Source organism: Streptomyces sp. CNQ329 (assembly GCF_000482585.1).
The window spans coordinates 310675-326218 of sequence record NZ_AXVU01000004.1 but is presented as its reverse complement, the minus strand read 5'-3'; the positions used below and the strand labels follow the sequence as shown (position 1 = coordinate 326218).

The 15544-nt window shown below is 76.3% G+C and carries 13 protein-coding genes and 1 tRNA gene; 5 read left to right on the top strand and 9 right to left on the bottom strand.

Features of this window, described 5'->3' with window-relative positions; genetic code table 11:
- The first annotated feature begins 4 nt into the window (after positions 1 to 4).
- On the top strand, positions 5 to 1387 hold the full coding sequence (locus tag I003_RS0103905) for a M6 family metalloprotease domain-containing protein (RefSeq protein WP_486584078.1): 1383 nt from the start codon (positions 5 to 7) through the stop codon (positions 1385 to 1387).
- Between the two features lie 127 nt (positions 1388 to 1514).
- On the opposite strand, the gene I003_RS0103900 is transcribed toward I003_RS0103905, so the two are convergent.
- From I003_RS0103900 to I003_RS0103870, 7 genes are all read right to left on the bottom strand, one after another.
- Positions 1515 to 1588 (bottom strand) — tRNA-Lys (locus I003_RS0103900).
- Between the two features lie 97 nt (positions 1589 to 1685).
- Positions 1686 to 2066, bottom strand: coding sequence for a hypothetical protein (locus I003_RS0103895; RefSeq protein ID WP_027770301.1), 381 nt, complete (start codon positions 2064 to 2066; stop codon positions 1686 to 1688).
- 109 nt (positions 2067 to 2175) lie between these two features.
- Positions 2176 to 3660 carry an AAA domain-containing protein gene (locus I003_RS0103890; protein ID WP_027770300.1) on the bottom strand — a complete coding sequence of 495 codons (1485 nt, stop codon included), beginning with the start codon at positions 3658 to 3660 and terminating at the stop codon, positions 2176 to 2178.
- Complete coding sequence (locus I003_RS0103885; protein WP_078563709.1) at positions 3657 to 5198, bottom strand: hypothetical protein; 1542 nt, start codon at positions 5196 to 5198, stop codon at positions 3657 to 3659. The genes I003_RS0103890 and I003_RS0103885 overlap by 4 nt, the downstream gene beginning before the upstream one ends.
- 5 nt (positions 5199 to 5203) lie before the next feature.
- Positions 5204 to 6460, bottom strand: a complete 1257-nt coding sequence (locus I003_RS0103880) for a hypothetical protein (RefSeq protein WP_051368075.1) — start codon at positions 6458 to 6460, stop codon at positions 5204 to 5206.
- A gap of 199 nt (positions 6461 to 6659) precedes the next feature.
- Entirely contained in the window at positions 6660 to 7703 is a 1044-nt protein-coding gene (locus I003_RS0103875; RefSeq protein WP_486584077.1) for a phosphatase PAP2 family protein, read from the bottom strand.
- Between the two features lie 169 nt (positions 7704 to 7872).
- The gene (locus tag I003_RS0103870) at positions 7873 to 9162 is read right to left on the bottom strand and encodes an NsdA family TPR-like regulatory protein (RefSeq protein ID WP_051368074.1); all 1290 of its coding nucleotides are present in this window, start codon (positions 9160 to 9162) and stop codon (positions 7873 to 7875) included.
- Positions 9163 to 9464: 302 nt separating this feature from the next.
- Here I003_RS0103870 and I003_RS0103865 point away from each other — a divergent pair, with 302 nt between their 5' ends.
- Entirely contained in the window at positions 9465 to 9848 is a 384-nt protein-coding gene (locus tag I003_RS0103865) for a hypothetical protein (protein ID WP_027770295.1), read from the top strand.
- A 90-nt stretch (positions 9849 to 9938) separates the two neighbouring features.
- Positions 9939 to 10796, top strand: a complete 858-nt coding sequence (locus tag I003_RS0103860) for a fused MFS/spermidine synthase (protein WP_027770294.1) — start codon at positions 9939 to 9941, stop codon at positions 10794 to 10796.
- 19 nt (positions 10797 to 10815) lie between these two features.
- Here the strand turns inward: I003_RS0103860 and I003_RS0103855 are convergent, their stop codons facing one another.
- Positions 10816 to 11406 (bottom strand): hypothetical protein, encoded by a 591-nt coding sequence (locus I003_RS0103855; protein ID WP_486584076.1) that lies wholly within the window; start codon positions 11404 to 11406, stop codon positions 10816 to 10818.
- 127 nt (positions 11407 to 11533) lie between these two features.
- On the opposite strand from I003_RS0103855, the gene I003_RS0103850 reads away from it, so the two are divergent.
- Positions 11534 to 12238, top strand: a complete 705-nt coding sequence (locus I003_RS0103850) for a response regulator transcription factor (protein ID WP_037719981.1) — start codon at positions 11534 to 11536, stop codon at positions 12236 to 12238.
- Positions 12235 to 13836: a sensor histidine kinase gene (locus I003_RS0103845; RefSeq protein ID WP_027770291.1), complete on the top strand. Its 1602-nt coding sequence runs from the start codon at positions 12235 to 12237 to the stop codon at positions 13834 to 13836. Before I003_RS0103850 ends, I003_RS0103845 begins: the two co-directional genes overlap by 4 nt.
- Positions 13837 to 14033: 197 nt before the next feature.
- Here I003_RS0103845 and I003_RS0103840 read toward each other — a convergent pair whose 3' ends face one another.
- Complete coding sequence (locus I003_RS0103840; protein WP_027770290.1) at positions 14034 to 15452, bottom strand: GH1 family beta-glucosidase; 1419 nt, start codon at positions 15450 to 15452, stop codon at positions 14034 to 14036.
- Positions 15453 to 15544: the final 92 nt, after the last annotated feature.

Genomic DNA, 15544 nt, shown 5'->3' with positions numbered 1-15544 from the left:
CGATGTGGCCCACCCATCCATACCCCCTGGGGAACAGGACCAGTCGCGCGCGTTGCACCGGGCCGCCGCCGTGGCCACCTCGCTGTCCGCCGTCATGGCCACCTCCCTCATCGCCGATCCGGTCGGCGCCCAGCCCGGCCACCCCTGTGCGCTGGAGCGCACCGCCGCCCACCACTCCGAGGGGGTGGCCGGCTGGGACCCGGCCTACCCGCGGCCGGAAAAGAAGCTCGACGCGGTGATGGTGTTTCTCTCCTTCCCCGATTCGGAGCCGCTGACCTCCCCGGACGAGCTGACCGGGGACCACTTCCCGGCCACCGCGGATTTCTTCGAGCGAGCCTCCTACGGCCGGTTCCGGCTCCGGGTCGACGCGCGCGAGCGCTGGATACGCATGCCGTCGGACTCCTTGTCGTACGGCATCGCCCGGGACTGGGACCCGGCGGCCCGCAGTCGGTTCCTGACCGATGCGGTGTCCGCATCCGATCGGAAGGTGAATTTTCGTGACTATGACGTGATCTATCTTGTCGCCGACCCCGACGCCCCCGGCGTGGATTCCGATGCCACCAAGGTGGTCAACTTCGAAAGCCCGATGCGTGCGGACGGTACCGACCTGCACCGCATCGTCACCGTCTTCGAGCAGCACCCGCCCGACCGCAACGTCCTGGCCCACGAGACCGGCCATGTCTTCGACCTGCCCGACCTCTACCACCGCCCGGCCGACGGCAGGGCCGACTGGGACACCCATGTCGGCGACTGGGACCTCATGGGCAGCCAGTTCGGGCTGGCACCCGACCCCTTCGGCTGGCACAAGTGGAAACTCGGCTGGCTGGGCGACGACCAGGTCGGCTGCGCCGACGGCCCCGGGACGGACCGCTTCACGCTGCACGCGCTGTCCGCCCCCGCGAGCCCGCGCACGCCCCCGCACGGAACCACGGAGACGCAAGCGGAGAACGGGGCGGAGGAGGTGCGAAGGCGCAGAGGCACGGGAGGGATCCAGGATCCGGGAGGTGCGCGGGAGAACGGCAAGGGCGCGGCGGTCCTGCGGCGTGACACCCGGCTGGTCGTCGTGCCCACCGGCGCCACCAGCGCCGTCGCCGTGGAGGCCCGCGGCCGGTACGCCAACGACCGGCACGCCTGCACCGAGGGCGTCCTCGTCTACCGCGTCCACACCGGCACCGACTCCGGCGGCGGCCCCGTCGAGGTCGTCGACGGCCACCCGCGCTCCGCGGCCTGCCACGACACCTCCGTCTACCCGCCGCTCGCCGACGCCCCGCTGGGGGCGGGCGAGAGCCTGCGCCTCAGGCGCGAGGGCGTGCGGGTGGAGGTGACCGGGCGGACCGCGGAAGGAGGCTGGGGCGTACGGGTCGAACGGGACCCGGGGCGTGGGTGAGACGCGGCGCTTCCGGGCCCGGGGTCCGCTGCCGACGGGATGCTCTCCCGCGCCGGGAACCGGGCGGAAAAGCGGACCGGGCGCCTTCGGAGATCCGAAAGCGCCCGGGTCGACGGTCCTGCTGCTGTACGCCGTCAGGGACTCGAACCCCGGACCCGCTGATTAAGAGTCAGCTGCTCTAACCAACTGAGCTAACGGCGCCTGTCGACAGGGACGACCTTAGCACCCGGGCCCCGGAGATCGAAAATCGGTATTCCGGAGCCGCCGGCGCGGGCCCGCACACCGCCGGCCGCGCGTGCTACGTCTCCGAGGGCGACCCGGCGCCGCCGCCCGCGAGGAGGTCGCGGCCGAACTCGACCATCCGCTTCGCGTAGTCCTCCGTCCAGTCCGCCCGCTCCGCGATCGCCGCGGGCGTCAGCCGGTCGAACCGCTTGGGGTCGGCGAGCTGCGCCGCCGCCATCGCCTGGTACTCGATGGCCCGGTCGGTCGCCGCCCGGAAGGCCAGCGTGAGGTCGGTGGCGCGGGCCAGCAGCTCGCGGGGGTCCTCCAGCGACTCCAGGCCGAAGAAATGCTCGGGGTCGGGCTCCGCGAGCGGCGGCTCGAAGAGCAGCGCGGCGGGCCGGCGCGGGGTGCGCCGCTGCTCCGTCCGGCCTGGCCGAGCCGGTTCCGGCTCCGTCATAAAGGTCCTCCACTCGCCTTGGGCCGCCGCCCATTCTCCCCCGCCGCGCAACCCCGCCACCGTGCCGCCCCGCAGGACCGCCCGTACGGACCTGTGCCGCGCCGGGCGCTCACGCCCGTACGCGATGGTCCGCCAGATGCGCCAGCACCGCCTGGTGGGCCTCCCAGCCGTCCGGGAACTTCACCGCCGCGCCGAGCTGCACCGGTTCCGTCGACGGGTGCTCGTCCAGCAGCTCCGGCACGCCCGCCCGGCACACCACGACGCACGCGTGCCGGTGCCGCGAGGCGAGCACGCACAGCCGCCCGGTCTCCAGGTGGAACGCCGTCGCGTCCGGCCTGCCGGAGAGCGGGTGGAGCACCACCGTGACGTCGAACTCCATGCCCTGCAGCCGGTTGGCCGTGTCCACCGTCACCGCGTCCGCCGCCTGCGCGGGCAGCGCCCGCGCGAGCGCGGCCCGGACCGCCGCGGCCTGGTCCCGGTGCGCCGTGCCGACGGCGACCCGGTCCGCCGTCAGCGCTCCCTCGCCGCGCTCCGAGGCCGTCGTACCGTCCCGCTCCAGCAGCCGCCGTACGACCTGCGCCACCGTCGCCACCGCCGCCGGGTCGGTCCGCGGCGTGTGCGCCGCGGGCAGCTCCAGCAGCCCCCAGCCGCTCGCCGCCGCCTCGTCCAGCACCCGGTCGGCGCCCGACCCGTCGGACCGCTTCGCGAACCTCAGCCGCCGCTCACCCGGGCCCGTACCGCTGCGGAACGGCGTGAAGGGGTAGAAGGCCCGCGACACCAGCGGCGCGGCCGACGCCGGCAGCCGCCAGGACACCGGCAGCCGGTGCTGCGGCAGCCCGGGGTGGTGCGCCAGCAGCGTCGTCACCGCGCTGGCCGCCGGATCCCAGGCCAGCCCCGACCACTGCTCGGCGCCCACCGCGCTGAACGGGTCGAGCTGCCCGGGATCGCCGACGAACAGCGCGCGCTCGAAGAGTCCGCCGACGGCGAGCAGCGCGTCGGAGCGCATCTGGTACGCCTCGTCCACGATGGCGTGCTCCCAGCGCTCGGCGCCGGTGCCCTGCTTCGCCCGGGCCGCGGCGACGTAGGCCCACTTCGCGGCGGTGGAGGCGACGACGTCGAGGCCGGCCAGACCGGAGAGGCTCGTGGCGGTGCGCACGCACTCGTGGCCGTCGAGCACGGGGTCGTACGGCCGGGGGTCGCTGCTGTGCAGCCGCCCCACGGGCAGATCGGGCTGCTCCCGGGCGAGGCGGTCGACGAGGTCGTCGACCTGCGCGTTGGTCTGGGCCACGAGGACGAGCCGGCGGCCGGCGGCGGCCAGTTCGCGGGCGGCGCGCACGACGAGGGTGGACTTGCCCGCGCCGGGCGGGGAGTCGACGAGGACGCCGCGCGACGGGCCGTCGAGGGTGTCGCGGAGGATGGCCTCGGTGGCGAGACGGGCGGCGGTGGCGGGGTCGGAGGACTCCGCGGTGCCGGGCCGCGGGCCGCAGGCCGCGGTTCCGGGCCCGGACGCGCCCGTCCCCGGCTCCCTCCCCGATGCCGCCCCCGGCGCCGTTTCCGGCTCCGTCTCCGGCTCCGTCGTCGGTTCCGCCGTCACAGGAAGTCCTCCGCCGTCACCCGGTCCGGCTCCTCCGCGACGCGCCCCGCCGGGCTGCCGTGGGTCCACGGGGTGTCCTCCGGCTCCGGCAGCGCCGGGCCGCGGCGGGCCGAGTGCTCGAAGAGCGTCCACACCACCCGGTCACCCGGCTCCGGCACCGAGCCCTCCGCCGGGGTCCGCGAGCGGCCCATGCCGTCCTGCAACTGCACCGTCACCCGCCCCTGACCGAACCCGGCGACCAGCGCGCGCTGCGTGCGCCCGCCGGGCAGCTCGCGGTGGACCTTGGCGCCGTCCTCCACATGCGGTTCGTCGTCGGTGACGACGGTGACCAGCGGCCGGGGCATCGGGCGGCGGCCCTCGGAGTACGCCATCTCCACCGACTCCGTACGGCACACGAACGCCTGCCCCGCGAGCCGCCGCTCCGCCATCGTCAGCGGGTCGTCCAGCGCCTCCTGGGCCTCCAGTTCGACGAGCGCGCGCTCGCGCTGGGCCAGCTTGCGGGCGGCGGTCACGGCGTCGTCGCGCCGTGGCTGGGGCGGCTCGCCGGCGCGCAGCCGGTCGCGGTGGGCGGTGAACGACCACCTGTCCCCGAGCCACCGGTCCGGCACGTGCGCGCCCGCGGGCAGGGCACGCAGCAGATCGTACGACCGCCACACCGCTTCCCACGTGGGCCGCAGCCGGCTTTCCACGAGCCGTGCGACGGCCTCCCGCGCCGTCCGTGCAGCGGCGGCGTCGCCGTCGGCGCGGGCGCGGTCGAAGCGGGCCATGGCGGGGGCGAGGAGGCGGTTGTCGAACGCGGGGTCGGTGGCGGGTCCCGCCGGGGGCACGAGCAGGTGCCCCTCGGCGTCGCGGCCGGTCTCCGCGCGCTCCGCGGCTTCGGCGCCGTCCGTGATCCAGGCGAGCAGCGCGCCGAGGTGCTGGTCCTCGACGGTGCTCTGGCCGGTGGCCCAGTGCCGGGCGAGCAGGTCGGTCGCCGACAGCAGCAGCGAGGAGCCGGGCACGCGTGCCCGTTCGCCGTAGTGCGACAGCCAGCGGCCGAGGAGCGGCACGCGCGGGGGCGCGGGGTGCGGGGTGCCGGGATCGTCCTCGGCGGTCCTGCGGAAGCGCATGGAGCGGCCGAGGAGGCGCACGTACTCGACGCCGGCGCGGCTGGGCACGAGGAGCTGCGCGGCGTCGGCGCAGGGCTCCGCGGGGGCTTCGCCGTCCGCCGCGCCCGGCGCGTCGCCCGTGCCCGGTGTGTCCGCCGCATCCGCCGTGTCCTCGTCCTCCGCGTACGACTCGATATACGGCAGCACTTCGGCCGCCAGCTCCGCCAGGAAGGCGAACCGCAGGTCGCGGTCGCGCGGCTGCGGTACGGCAAGCAGGCGCGGCCGGTCGCGGTCGCGGCCGACGAGCGCGCCGAGCGGGGCGGCGGCCTCGCCGGCGGCGGTCATCGGGACGAGGACGAGCGGGCGGTCGGACAGGTGCCGGTGCCGTACCGTCGCGAGCGGGGTGGCCCGCCCGGCGACCACGGCCTCCGCCCGCGCGAGGGTGACCATCAGACTCACGCGGCTCCACCGCCCGCCTGCGGCGCGGAGGCGGGCGCAACGGGCTCGTCACCCGGCGCCGCGCCCGCCGCGGACAGCGCCTCCGCCCGCAGGACCGCGGCCCGCCGCAGCGCGACGACGGCGGGGTCCTCCGCCGAACCCGCCCCCGTGACGCCCGCGGACTCCGGCTCCGCTCCGGCGTCCGCTCCCGCGGACCGCGCGGTCGGCGCCGCCGGGCCCCACGCCGCCGTCACCACCTCGTCCACCGTGCGCAGACCGCCCAGCTCGGCGCGGACGCCGCGGCCCAGAGCCGTCACCTCCCCCCGCTCGCGGGCCCGCGCGCGGCAGTGGAACGCCAGTTCGCAGGCCGCCAGGCACTCGGGCGCGTACGCGGCGTCCACGGCCTCCACCGCCGCGGTGAGGCGCGGCGGTGGCTGGCGGACGTCCAGGGCCAGGTCCGCCGGCAGGGCGGCGGCGATGGCCTCCAGGCGGGTCAGGCGTGCGAGCTGGCGGCGGGTGGCGGCCAGTTGCCTGCGCACGTCGACGGGTTCGGCGACCGGCTGGTTGGAGAAGTCCTTGGGGCACACCAGCAGCACGTCGTCGTGGACCTCGCAGTGCGGCTGCAGCGCCAGCACGTACACCGCCGCCTGCCGGGCCGCCGCACCCACCTTCGCCGGATCGGCCGCGCCGTCGAGGATCGGGAAGGACTTGATCTCGACCACCGTGCAGCGTCCGTCCGGCCCGACGACCGCCGCGTCCGGCTCCAGGTGGACCGGCGCGCCCGCCACCTCCAGGCTGACCATCGGGTGCCGCAGCAGCGTCCACCCGCCCGCCGCCACCGCCTCGGCGAGGGCGAGCCGGGTGCGTTCCGTGCGTCCGCGGGGGCCGGGGGCGGCGAGGTCGGGGACGTGGACCGCGGCGGGCTCCGGCGGGGTCAGGCCGGTCCGCTCGGCGAGGAGGCTCAGCAACTCGGCGCCCTCGTCGGCGGTGATGCGGGCCTCGAAGGCGTTGCCGCGGGCGAACGCGAACTGCGACTGGCCGAACGGCGCCGGTCTGCCCAGCGCCTCGGCGAGCGCGCCCTTGTCGATTCCGGCGCCGTCCAGCAGCGTCCGGCGGCGGCACCCGGGGTTGGCCGCCAGGGTGGCCAGGGCCCGCGCGTCCAGGGCGCGCGGCTGCACGTCCGCGCCGCGCAGCGCGTCGAGCCGGCGGCGCAGCGCGGGCGCCGGAGCCGCGGCGGTCCCGTGCTCCGCCGGGCGGGTGCCGGCGGGGGTCAAGTCGCCGGTAGCGGTCGTACGTTCCACGCGCCGCAGTCTGGCACGACCCACCGACACCGGGGCCGGGGCGGGGCATGCGCCGGGCGGGTGCGTCAGGTGGCCGGCCGGTTCGAACGGTGTGCCCCGCCGGCAGGCGGTCGCGTACGGGCTCCGGAGCCGGCGGCGCGCCGGACGCCGCGCCCGCCGGGTCAGCCCGCGGTCAGTACGCCAGCCTCCGGCACATCACCTGTGCCGCGCCGCCGCGCTGTTCCACCGGCGCACGTCTGCCGCCCGACGGTGCCGGCGGGTCGTCGGAGGCCGGGTTGTCGTGGCCGGCGCGCTGGCCCGGGATGTGGGGCGTGTCCGGGTCCTCGCCCGGGACGCCGCCGCCCGCACCCGTGCGGACCTTCTCCGGAACGCGGTCGTCCCCCGGTACCTCGTCGTCGTCCGCGCCGTCGGTCCGCGGGCCGCCCGCGGCCACCACGCCGGAGCCCGCGCGCGTGCCGCTGCCGATGCGGGAGCCCAGGCGGTAGACCCGGCGGCGGATGCCGTCGGCCACGCCCAGCGACGGGCGCAGCAGGAGCCAGCCGAGGCCCATGACGGCGGCGCCGGCGACGGCGTCGAGGAAGTAGTGGTTGGCGGTGCCCATGACCACGATGGTGGTGATGAGCGGGTAGGCGACGCCCAGCAGCCGTACCGGCGTGTGCGGCGCGTGCCGCCACAGCACCACCGCGCACCACAGCGCCCAGCCCACGTGCAGGCTGGGCATCGCCGCGTACTGGTTGGTCAGCCCGCCCAGGCCGCGGGGTGCGCTCGCCTCGCCGCCCCACCAGCCGTACGAGGAGTACTGCGCCATGGTGTCGACGAACCCGTACGCGGGGTCCAGCAGCCGCGGCGGGCAGGTCGGCATGAGGATGAAGCCGACGAGGGCGACGACGGTGGAGAGCAGCAGCCAGGTGCGGTAGCGCCGGTAGTGCGCGCGGTGGCGGAGCCAGACCCAGACCAGGACCACGGGCGTGACGAGGTAGTGCAGGGACGCGTAGATGAAGTCGGCGGGGACGCCGAGCACCGCGTGTGCGGTGAAGAGTCTGTTGAGCGGGTCCTCGAAGTTGAGGTGCAGCGTCTTCTCGATGTCGAGCAGCGCCAGGCCGTTGTCGACGGCCATGGCCACGTCGCCGCGGGCCAGAAGTCTTCCGGCCGAGTACGCCATGTACACCACGACGACGAGCAACAGCTCCGTCCACCAACGCTGCCTCAGTCGCATGGTCCAGGCACTCCGTCTCCGCTTCCCCGCTGCGGGCCGCCCCACGTGGCCCACGGTCAACCGTACGGTGTACGTCAGCCCACTGCACGGTGTATATCCCGTCCGCCGAATGGAGGAGGGAGCCAGAAAGACGCTGAATGATCCGGAAAGGTTGCCCCGTGCAGCCGGATCAGGCTGAAACCGGTCCCAGGTTCGTGAGAAAGACCCGGACCTCGGTGCTGCCGGACCAGTGCCGCAGCCGTTCCGCGGTGGCGTCGAGCATGGCCCGTACGCGCGCTGAGCGCACGTCGCCCAGGAGCGCGACCGCTCTGGTGCCCGCGGCGGCGGCCTCGTCGGGGCGGCCGGTGGCCGCGAGGTTTTCAGCCAGCTCCGCGGTGAACAGGGCGGTGTTGCGGGTGAAGTGCGGGTCCTGGAGGAGTACGGCGCGGCGGGCGCACTCGGCGGCTCGGTGGTGGTCGCCGAGCGCCGCCCAGCACTGTGCCTCCAGCCCGGCCAGTTCGGCCTCCCCGTAGAACGACATCCACTCCGGGCCGTCGTCCGGCGTGCCCCGGGCGAACAGGTCGGAGGCCGCGGTCAGCGCCTGGCGGGTCGCGGTGCGGTCGCCGAGCAGCGCCCAGCCGCCGGCCTCGCGGGCGGCGAGCAGCGAGCGCAGCAGGTCGCAGCCGAGCGCGGCGGCGGCCCGGCGGCCGGCCTGGGCGGCGCGTACGGCCTCGTGGGCGCGGCCGGTGTCGCGGGCCAGGAACGCGGTGTTGGAGAAGGCGTGCGCCTCCAGGGCGGGGTCGTCGGCGAGCCGGGCGGTGGCGAGGGCCTCGGCGTAGTGCGAGCGGGCGTCGGCGTAGCGGCCGGAGTCGTGCGCCAGCCAGCCGACGGACAGGGCCAGCTCCCCCGCCGCGGCGTGCAGCCCTTCGGCGTCGGAGCCGGGGGGCGGCGCGTTCTGCTGGAGCAGGGCGCGGGCGCTGCGCAGGGTGCAGCCGGCGCGGGCGTAGAGGTCGTCGGCGCCGTGCCGGTCGTCGTGCAGCCGGATGCGGCGTACCGCCTCGGCCACCGCGGCGGCGGGGAACTCGGGCATACGGTCGCGGGCCGGCGGGAGCGCCGGGAAGGGCGGGAGCGGTGGCGGGGGATCGCCCGCGGGGGCGGGCGGCGCGGGCGCCCCGGAGGGCGTGGGGCGTACGGACGTACGCGGGGGCGCATTGTCGCCGCCGCGCGCCCTTCGGCCCCGTACCGCCGCCCGCGGCTCGAAGCCCAGATCGTCCAGCGAGCGGCCGGGGAACATGTGCAGGAACACGCGTTCGTACGCGTAGTTCGGGCACCGGATCTCGCCGGACTCCACGCGGCCCACGTAGCGCGCGTCACACGAGACCTGTTCGCCGATCTCCCGCGCGGCCCGCCGCACCGCGGCGGCGAACTCGCCCGGGGAGCGGCTGCCGCGCAGCCTGCGGAAGGCGCGGTTGGGGCGCAATCGGTCGGGTGGGGCGGCCACGTCCGCTGTTCCTCTCAGATGCTCCTCGACTACGACTGTGCCGCGGCGCCCGGCCTGCGGCCGTCGCCGCGACGGCCGGTGCCGCGCCGCGGCGCGACCGCACCCACGGTGCGTGCGCCGCAACGGTGAGTCTGCCGACCCGCGCGCGCCGCCGCCCCCGATACGCCATAAAACGCCATCCTTTGCGCCTTCTTCGACCCGTGCCGTTGACGCGTTCGGGGCGTTGGATGTGCGGAGAACCGGGGGAACGACGAACGGGGACTGGAGGAGGAGGGGTTCCTGTGCCGGACACCGGCAGAGAGACCACAGTCGGTACCAGGGCCGCCGCGGGCCCGTGTGACCTGGTCACCGTCCCGGCCAGGCACGGTTTCGAAGCGCTCGCGATCCTCCGGCTGCGCACGGCCGTCGGGCCCGTGCTGCACGACGGAGGCGTCGACACCCTCGGCTTCCTGGTGCCGCCCGGCACGGCGGCGCGCTGGGACCTGCCCGGGAGCGCGTGCACCCCGACGCTGCACCGGCGGCGCGGGCCCGCCGCGCCGCCGGTGGCGGGCACGTGCTGGCTCGTGCCGCCGGAGGAGGCGGAGTCGACCGTGACGGACCCGGTGCCGCTGGCGGCGGCGCTGTGCGAGGCGGCCCGCACCATCGAGGCCGCCGACCGCTTCTGAGCCGCAGGTGTCCCGCCACCGAGCCGCCGGTCCCGCCGCCCCGCACCCCCGCGGGGCGCGCCGCCGGCCGGGGCGGGGGATACTGGGCGCGTGGCCAGGCAGAGGTCGCGCGGCGGGCGCAGTCCCGTCGTGGTGGACGTGGACGGCGGCACCGCCGAACTGCGCCCCGACCCCGACCGGCCGCGCGCCTGGATGCTGCTCCTCGACGGTGCCCCGCAGTCCCACGTCGACCTCGACGACCCCGCGCACCTGGAGTTCGAGTACCAGCGCCGCCTCGGCCACGCCGCCGACCTCGTCGCCCCCGCCGGCCGCCCCGTGCAGGTCCTGCACCTCGGCGGCGGCGCCCTCACCCTCCCGCGCTACGTCGCCGCCACCCGTCCCCGCTCCGTCCAGCAGGCCGTCGAGATCGACGCCCGGCTCACCGCGCTGATACGCGCCGACCTGCCCCTGCCCGAGCGGGCCCGCATCCGGGTGCGGCACGGGGACGCCCGCGCCGTGCTCGCCAGAATGCCGGAGGACTGGGCCGACCTGGTCATCGGCGACGTCTTCCACGTCGCGCGCACGCCCGCGCACCTGACGACCACGGAGTTCCTGCAGGAGGTGCGCCGGGTGCTGCGCCCCGGCGGCTTCTACGCCGCCAACCTCGCCGACGGGCCGCCCCTCGCGTATCTGCGGGGCCAGACCGCCACCGCCGCAGCGGTCTTCCCCGAGCTGTGCCTCATCGCCGCTCCCGCCGTCTGGCGCGGACGGCGCTTCGGCAACGCCGTGCTCCTCGCCTCCGCCGTCCCGCTGCCGGTCGCCGAACTGACCCGCCGGGCGGCCACCGACCCGCAGCCCGGCCGCGTCGAACACGGCCGCGCGCTCCGGGACTTCGCCGCCGGGGCCCGCCCGGTGACCGACGCCACGGCGGCCGAGTCGCCGGCGCCGCCGCCCGAGGTGTTCTCGTAGCCGAACGGCCGCGGGGCCGTCAGGTCGCGTAGTCGTTCGTCTCGACCCGCGGCGCGCCGTCGTGCCACGTGCAGATCACCGATGTCCGCCGGTCCTGCGCGACGAAGTCGACGCGGATCCACGTGGTCTGCTCCCACGCCTGCATCTGCCAGCCCGCCTCCGGCGTCGCCGAGACCAGCTCCGCCGCGTCCGGGGCCATCTCGAACGTCACCCGCCCGCCGGCCACCGGATACGTCTGCACGTCCCCCGTCGCGCCCGCCGCGGGGCTCTCCTGCGCCGCGTCCCCGGCGCCGTCCGCCGCGCCCTCTTCCGCTCCGTCCGCCGTCCCGCCGGTGCCCCGTGGGCTCTCCGGATCTTCCGGCGGGGCATGTGAACTCTCCGCCGCCGGAGGGGGCTTCCGCGTCCGCGTCGGCTGGGGCGGCGCGGGCCGGTCCGTCGCCGTGCCGACCAGAGGCGGCGGCGACGAGGACGGCGCCCGGCCCGACAGCGGCACCGTGTGCGGACGGTCGGAGGTGCTGTCCAGCACCAGCCGGACCCCGAACCACGACACGGTCACGGCCGCCAGTGTCGCCAGGGTCCACGCGAGCGCGTGCACAAGCCTTCGACGCATCAGCCCTATCCTGCCGCACCCGTTCCCCGCGGCGCCGTACCCCGGCGCGAACCGCCCGCCGCCGGTTGTCCCCAGGCCGGGACGGGCGGGGCGGCGCACACCGCGCTTTTGGCGTACGTTGCCGGGCATGGCAAGTGTGCTGCTGGTGGAGGACGACCAGTTCGTGCGCTCCGCGCTGATCCGGCATCTCACGGACGCCGCCCACACCGTGCGCAGCGTGGGCACGGCGCTGGAGGCGCTCCGGGAGGTTGCGCACCACGGCTTCGACCTCGTGATCCTCGACCTCGGGCTGCCCGACCTCGACGGCGCCGAGGCGCTGAAGATGCTCCGCGGCCTCACCGACGTGCCCGTCATCGTCGCCACCGCGCGGGACGACGAGTCCGAGATCGTCCGCATCCTCAACGACGGCGCCGACGACTATCTCGTCAAGCCCTTCTCCGTCGAGCACCTGCAGGCGCGCCTCGGCGCGGTGCTTCGCCGTGCCGGGGGCCGCACGGCCGCCGCCCCGCCGCCGCGGCTGCTGCGCGTCGGCGGCCTCGCCATCGACCTGCGGCGCCGCCGGGCGGAGCTGGACGGCCGCGAACTGGACCTGACCCGCCGCGAGTTCGACATGCTGGCGTTCCTCGCCGAGCGGCCCGGCGTGGTCGTACCGCGCCGCGAGCTGCTGTCCGAGGTGTGGCGGCAGTCGTACGGCGACGACCAGACGATCGACGTCCATCTGTCGTGGCTGCGCCGCAAGCTCGGCGAGACCGCCGCCAGGCCCCGCTATCTGCACACCCTGCGCGGTGTCGGCGTGAAGCTCGAACCGCCGGCCGGGATCCCGCCGGCATGAGGTGGGCGCTGGTCAAGGTGTGCCTGGCGGTCACGGTGATGGTCGTGGTCGCCTTCGCCGTGCCTCTCGGGCTGGTCGTCAAGGAGATGGCCCGGGACCGCGCGCTGACCAACGCCGAGCGGATCGCCTCCGGCATCGGCCCGGCGCTGGCGATCACCACCGACGCCGCGCAGTTGGAGCGCGCGGTGGGCAGCACCCAGGCCGGCGCGGGCGGGCGGATCGCGGTGCACGTGCCGCGCGGCAGCGCGGAGGGCATGTCGCCAGTGCGGATCGGTCAGCCGCGCGCCGGCGTGGCCGACGTGGAGCGCGCCTCCGGCGCGGGCACGTCGTCGCTGGTCGCCGTCGCCGGCGGGCACGCGCTGCTGCAGCCCATCGCCGTGGAGGGCGACCGGGTCGCCGTCGTGGAGGTGTTCGTGCCGGCGGGGGAGCTGACCGAGGGCGTGGCGCTGGCCTGGCTGGTGCTGGCCGGCGTCGGTCTCGCGCTGGTCGCGGGCTCCGTCGCCGTCGCGGACCGGCTCGGCACCCGGATGGTGCGGCCCGCGCGCCGGCTCGCGGACGCCGCGCACGATCTGGGGGAGGGCAGGCTCGGCGTCCGGGTCGAGGAGTCGGGCCCTTCCGAACTGCGCTCGGCGGCCGTGGCGTTCAACTCGATGGCCGACCAGGTCGCGCTGCTGCTGGCCAACGAGCGCGAGCTGGCCGCCGACCTCTCCCACCGGCTGCGCACCCCGCTGACCGTGCTGCGGCTCAACGCCGCCTCCCTCGGCGACAGCGGCGCCGCCGAGCAGACCCGGCAGGCGGTGGCACAACTGGAGCGGGGGATCGACCAGATCATCGCCACCGTGCGCGAGCAGCGCGGCCGGCCAGCCGGACAGCAGGCGGCGGCGGTGGTCGGCTGCGACGTCTCCGCGGTCCTCAGGGAGCGGATGGAGTTCTGGTCCGCGCTGGCCGAGGACGAGGGCAGGTCCACGCGGCTCGCCGGGGTCGACCGGCCGGCGCAGGTGCCGGTGGCCCGCGCCGAACTGGTCGCCGCGATCGACGCGCTCATCGGCAACGTCTTCCGGCACACCCCGGAGGGCACGGACTTCTCCGTCGACGTGCACCAAGCGGGCGACGCCGTCCTCGTGCTCGCCTCCGATGCCGGCCCCGGCATCCGCGACCCCCGGGCGGCGCTCGCCCGCGGGCAGGGGCAGGGCGGGCCGGGGTCGACGGGGCTGGGCCTGGACATCGTGCGGCGGGTCGCGGAGTCCACGGGCGGGGACGTGCGGATCGGCCGGTCGGTGCTGGGCGGCGCGGAGATACGGCTCTGGCTGGCGCTGCGCACCGGGCCGGCCGCCGACGGCGAGCGGCGCCGGCACCGGGTGGTCCGGGGACGGCGCGGCCGGGCGGCGGAGAAGGCGGCGGAAAGGGCGGGGGAGCGGGCGGCGGAGTCCGGCCCGGAGGGCGGGGACGCGACGGCGGCCACGGGCACGGGCAGGGGCGCCGGAACCGGCACGGCCGCGGGGACCGGGACGGCCGCGGGGACCGGGACGGGCGGCGGAGCCGCCGGGACGGGGCCGGGGGCCGCCGCGGGCACGGGCGCGGGTGCGCGGCGCGCCTAGCGCGGGCGGCGGCCCCCGCCCCTGAAAGGCGCCGGGCCCGTCGCACCGGCCGCAGGCCCCCGCCCGTCACGCGGCGGCCTCCGTCCGGAACGCGACGGCCCTCGCCCTCCTCGGTGGCACGCGCCGGTTGCCGTACCGGCGGGCGCCGGTCTGAAAAGTCCCGGCCTCTTCGGCCCCGGTCAGCCGGGCGCCGTCCGTCAGATGTCGAGCCGCGGCAGCGCCCCCGCGCGGATCACGTCCGCGTACCAGCGGGCGCTGGACTTCGGGGTGCGCCGCTGCGTCGTGTAGTCCACGTGCACCGCGCCGAACCGCTTGGCGTAGCCGTACGCCCACTCGAAGTTGTCCAGCAGGGACCACAGGAAGTAGCCGCGCACGTCGGCGCCTTCGCTGATGGCGCGGTGCACCGCGCCGATGTGGCCGTGGAGGTAGGCGATGCGGTCCGGGTCGTGCACGGAGCCGTCCGGCTCCGGCTTGTCGTCGTACGCCGCGCCGTTCTCGGTGATGTACAGCGGCAGGTCCGGCGCGTCCGCGGTGAACCGCAGCAGCAGCTCGGTCAGTCCGGTCGGGTCGACGGTCCAGCCCATCGCGGTGCGCTCGCCCGGGGGCTGGTGGAAGGCGATGTGGTCCGCCGCCGGCCAGGGGGACCGGGCGCCGCCGCCGTGGCCGTCGGAGCGCTCGGGCGTGACATCGCCGGAGACGGCGGAGACGACGGTGGGCGTGTAGTAGTTCAGGCCGATCGAGTCCAGCGGCTGGTTGATGAGCGGCAGGTCCCCGTCCCGGACGAACGACCAGTCCGTCAGCCGCGCGGTGTCGTCGAGCAGGTCCGGCGGGTACACGCCGTCGAGCATGGGGCCGGTGAAGATGCGGGTGGCCAGCGCGTCGACCTGGCGGGCTGCGTCCCGGTCCGCCTCGGAGTCCGTACGCGGGCGGACGACCGCGGGGTTGAGGCTGACGGAGACCTGGGCGCGGGCCGGCAGACTGGACCGCAGCGCGTCGACGCCCAGCCCGTGGGCGAGATTGAGGTGGTGCGCGGCGCGCAGGGCGGCCACGGGGTCGGTGCGGCCCGGTGCGTGCACCCCGGCCGCGTAGCCGAGGAACGCGCTGCACCAGGGCTCGTTGAGCGTGGTCCACAGCTCGACGCGGTCGCCGAGGGCGTCGCCGACGAGCCGGGCGTAGTCGGCGAACCGGTGCGCCGTGTCACGCTCCGGCCAGCCGCCCGCGGTCTCCAGCTCCTGCGGCAGGTCCCAGTGGTAGAGCGTGAGCACCGGCTTGATGCCGGCCTCCAGCAGCTCGTCGGCGAGGCCGCGGTAGAAGTCGAGCCCGCGCTGCACGGCGGGGCCGCGGCCGGTGGGCTGGACGCGCGGCCAGGAGACGGAGAAGCGGTACGCCTTCACGCCGAGCCCGGCCATGAGGCGTACGTCCTCGGTGCGCCGGTGGTAGTGGTCGACGGCGACGTCTCCGGTGTCGCCGCCCGCGGTCTTCCCCGGGGTGTGCGAGAACGTGTCCCAGATCGACGGGGTACGGCCGTGCTCCCGCGCGGCGCCCTCGATCTGGTACGCCGCGGTGGCGGTGCCCCACAGGAAGTCCTCGGGGAAGGTGGCGGTGGTATCGGACATCTGGGAGCGCTCCCAATCTCGGGTGTGGCGAACGTCGTGGACAACGGGGGTCTGTCGTGTCAACGGCCTCCGGGAGGCGCGCGGGTCGTACC

Coding starts and splice junctions, on each gene's coding strand:
- I003_RS0103895 (WP_027770301.1), bottom strand. CDS start 2,066: ATGACGGAGCCGGAACCGGCTCGGCCAGGCCGGACGGAGCAGCGGCGC.
- I003_RS0103885 (WP_078563709.1), bottom strand. CDS start 5,198: ATGGTCACCCTCGCGCGGGCGGAGGCCGTGGTCGCCGGGCGGGCCACC.
- I003_RS0103875 (WP_486584077.1), bottom strand. CDS start 7,703: ATGCGACTGAGGCAGCGTTGGTGGACGGAGCTGTTGCTCGTCGTCGTG.
- I003_RS0103855 (WP_486584076.1), bottom strand. CDS start 11,406: ATGCGTCGAAGGCTTGTGCACGCGCTCGCGTGGACCCTGGCGACACTG.
- I003_RS0103850 (WP_037719981.1), top strand. CDS start 11,534: ATGGCAAGTGTGCTGCTGGTGGAGGACGACCAGTTCGTGCGCTCCGCG.
- I003_RS0103845 (WP_027770291.1), top strand. CDS start 12,235: ATGAGGTGGGCGCTGGTCAAGGTGTGCCTGGCGGTCACGGTGATGGTC.
- I003_RS0103840 (WP_027770290.1), bottom strand. CDS start 15,452: ATGTCCGATACCACCGCCACCTTCCCCGAGGACTTCCTGTGGGGCACC.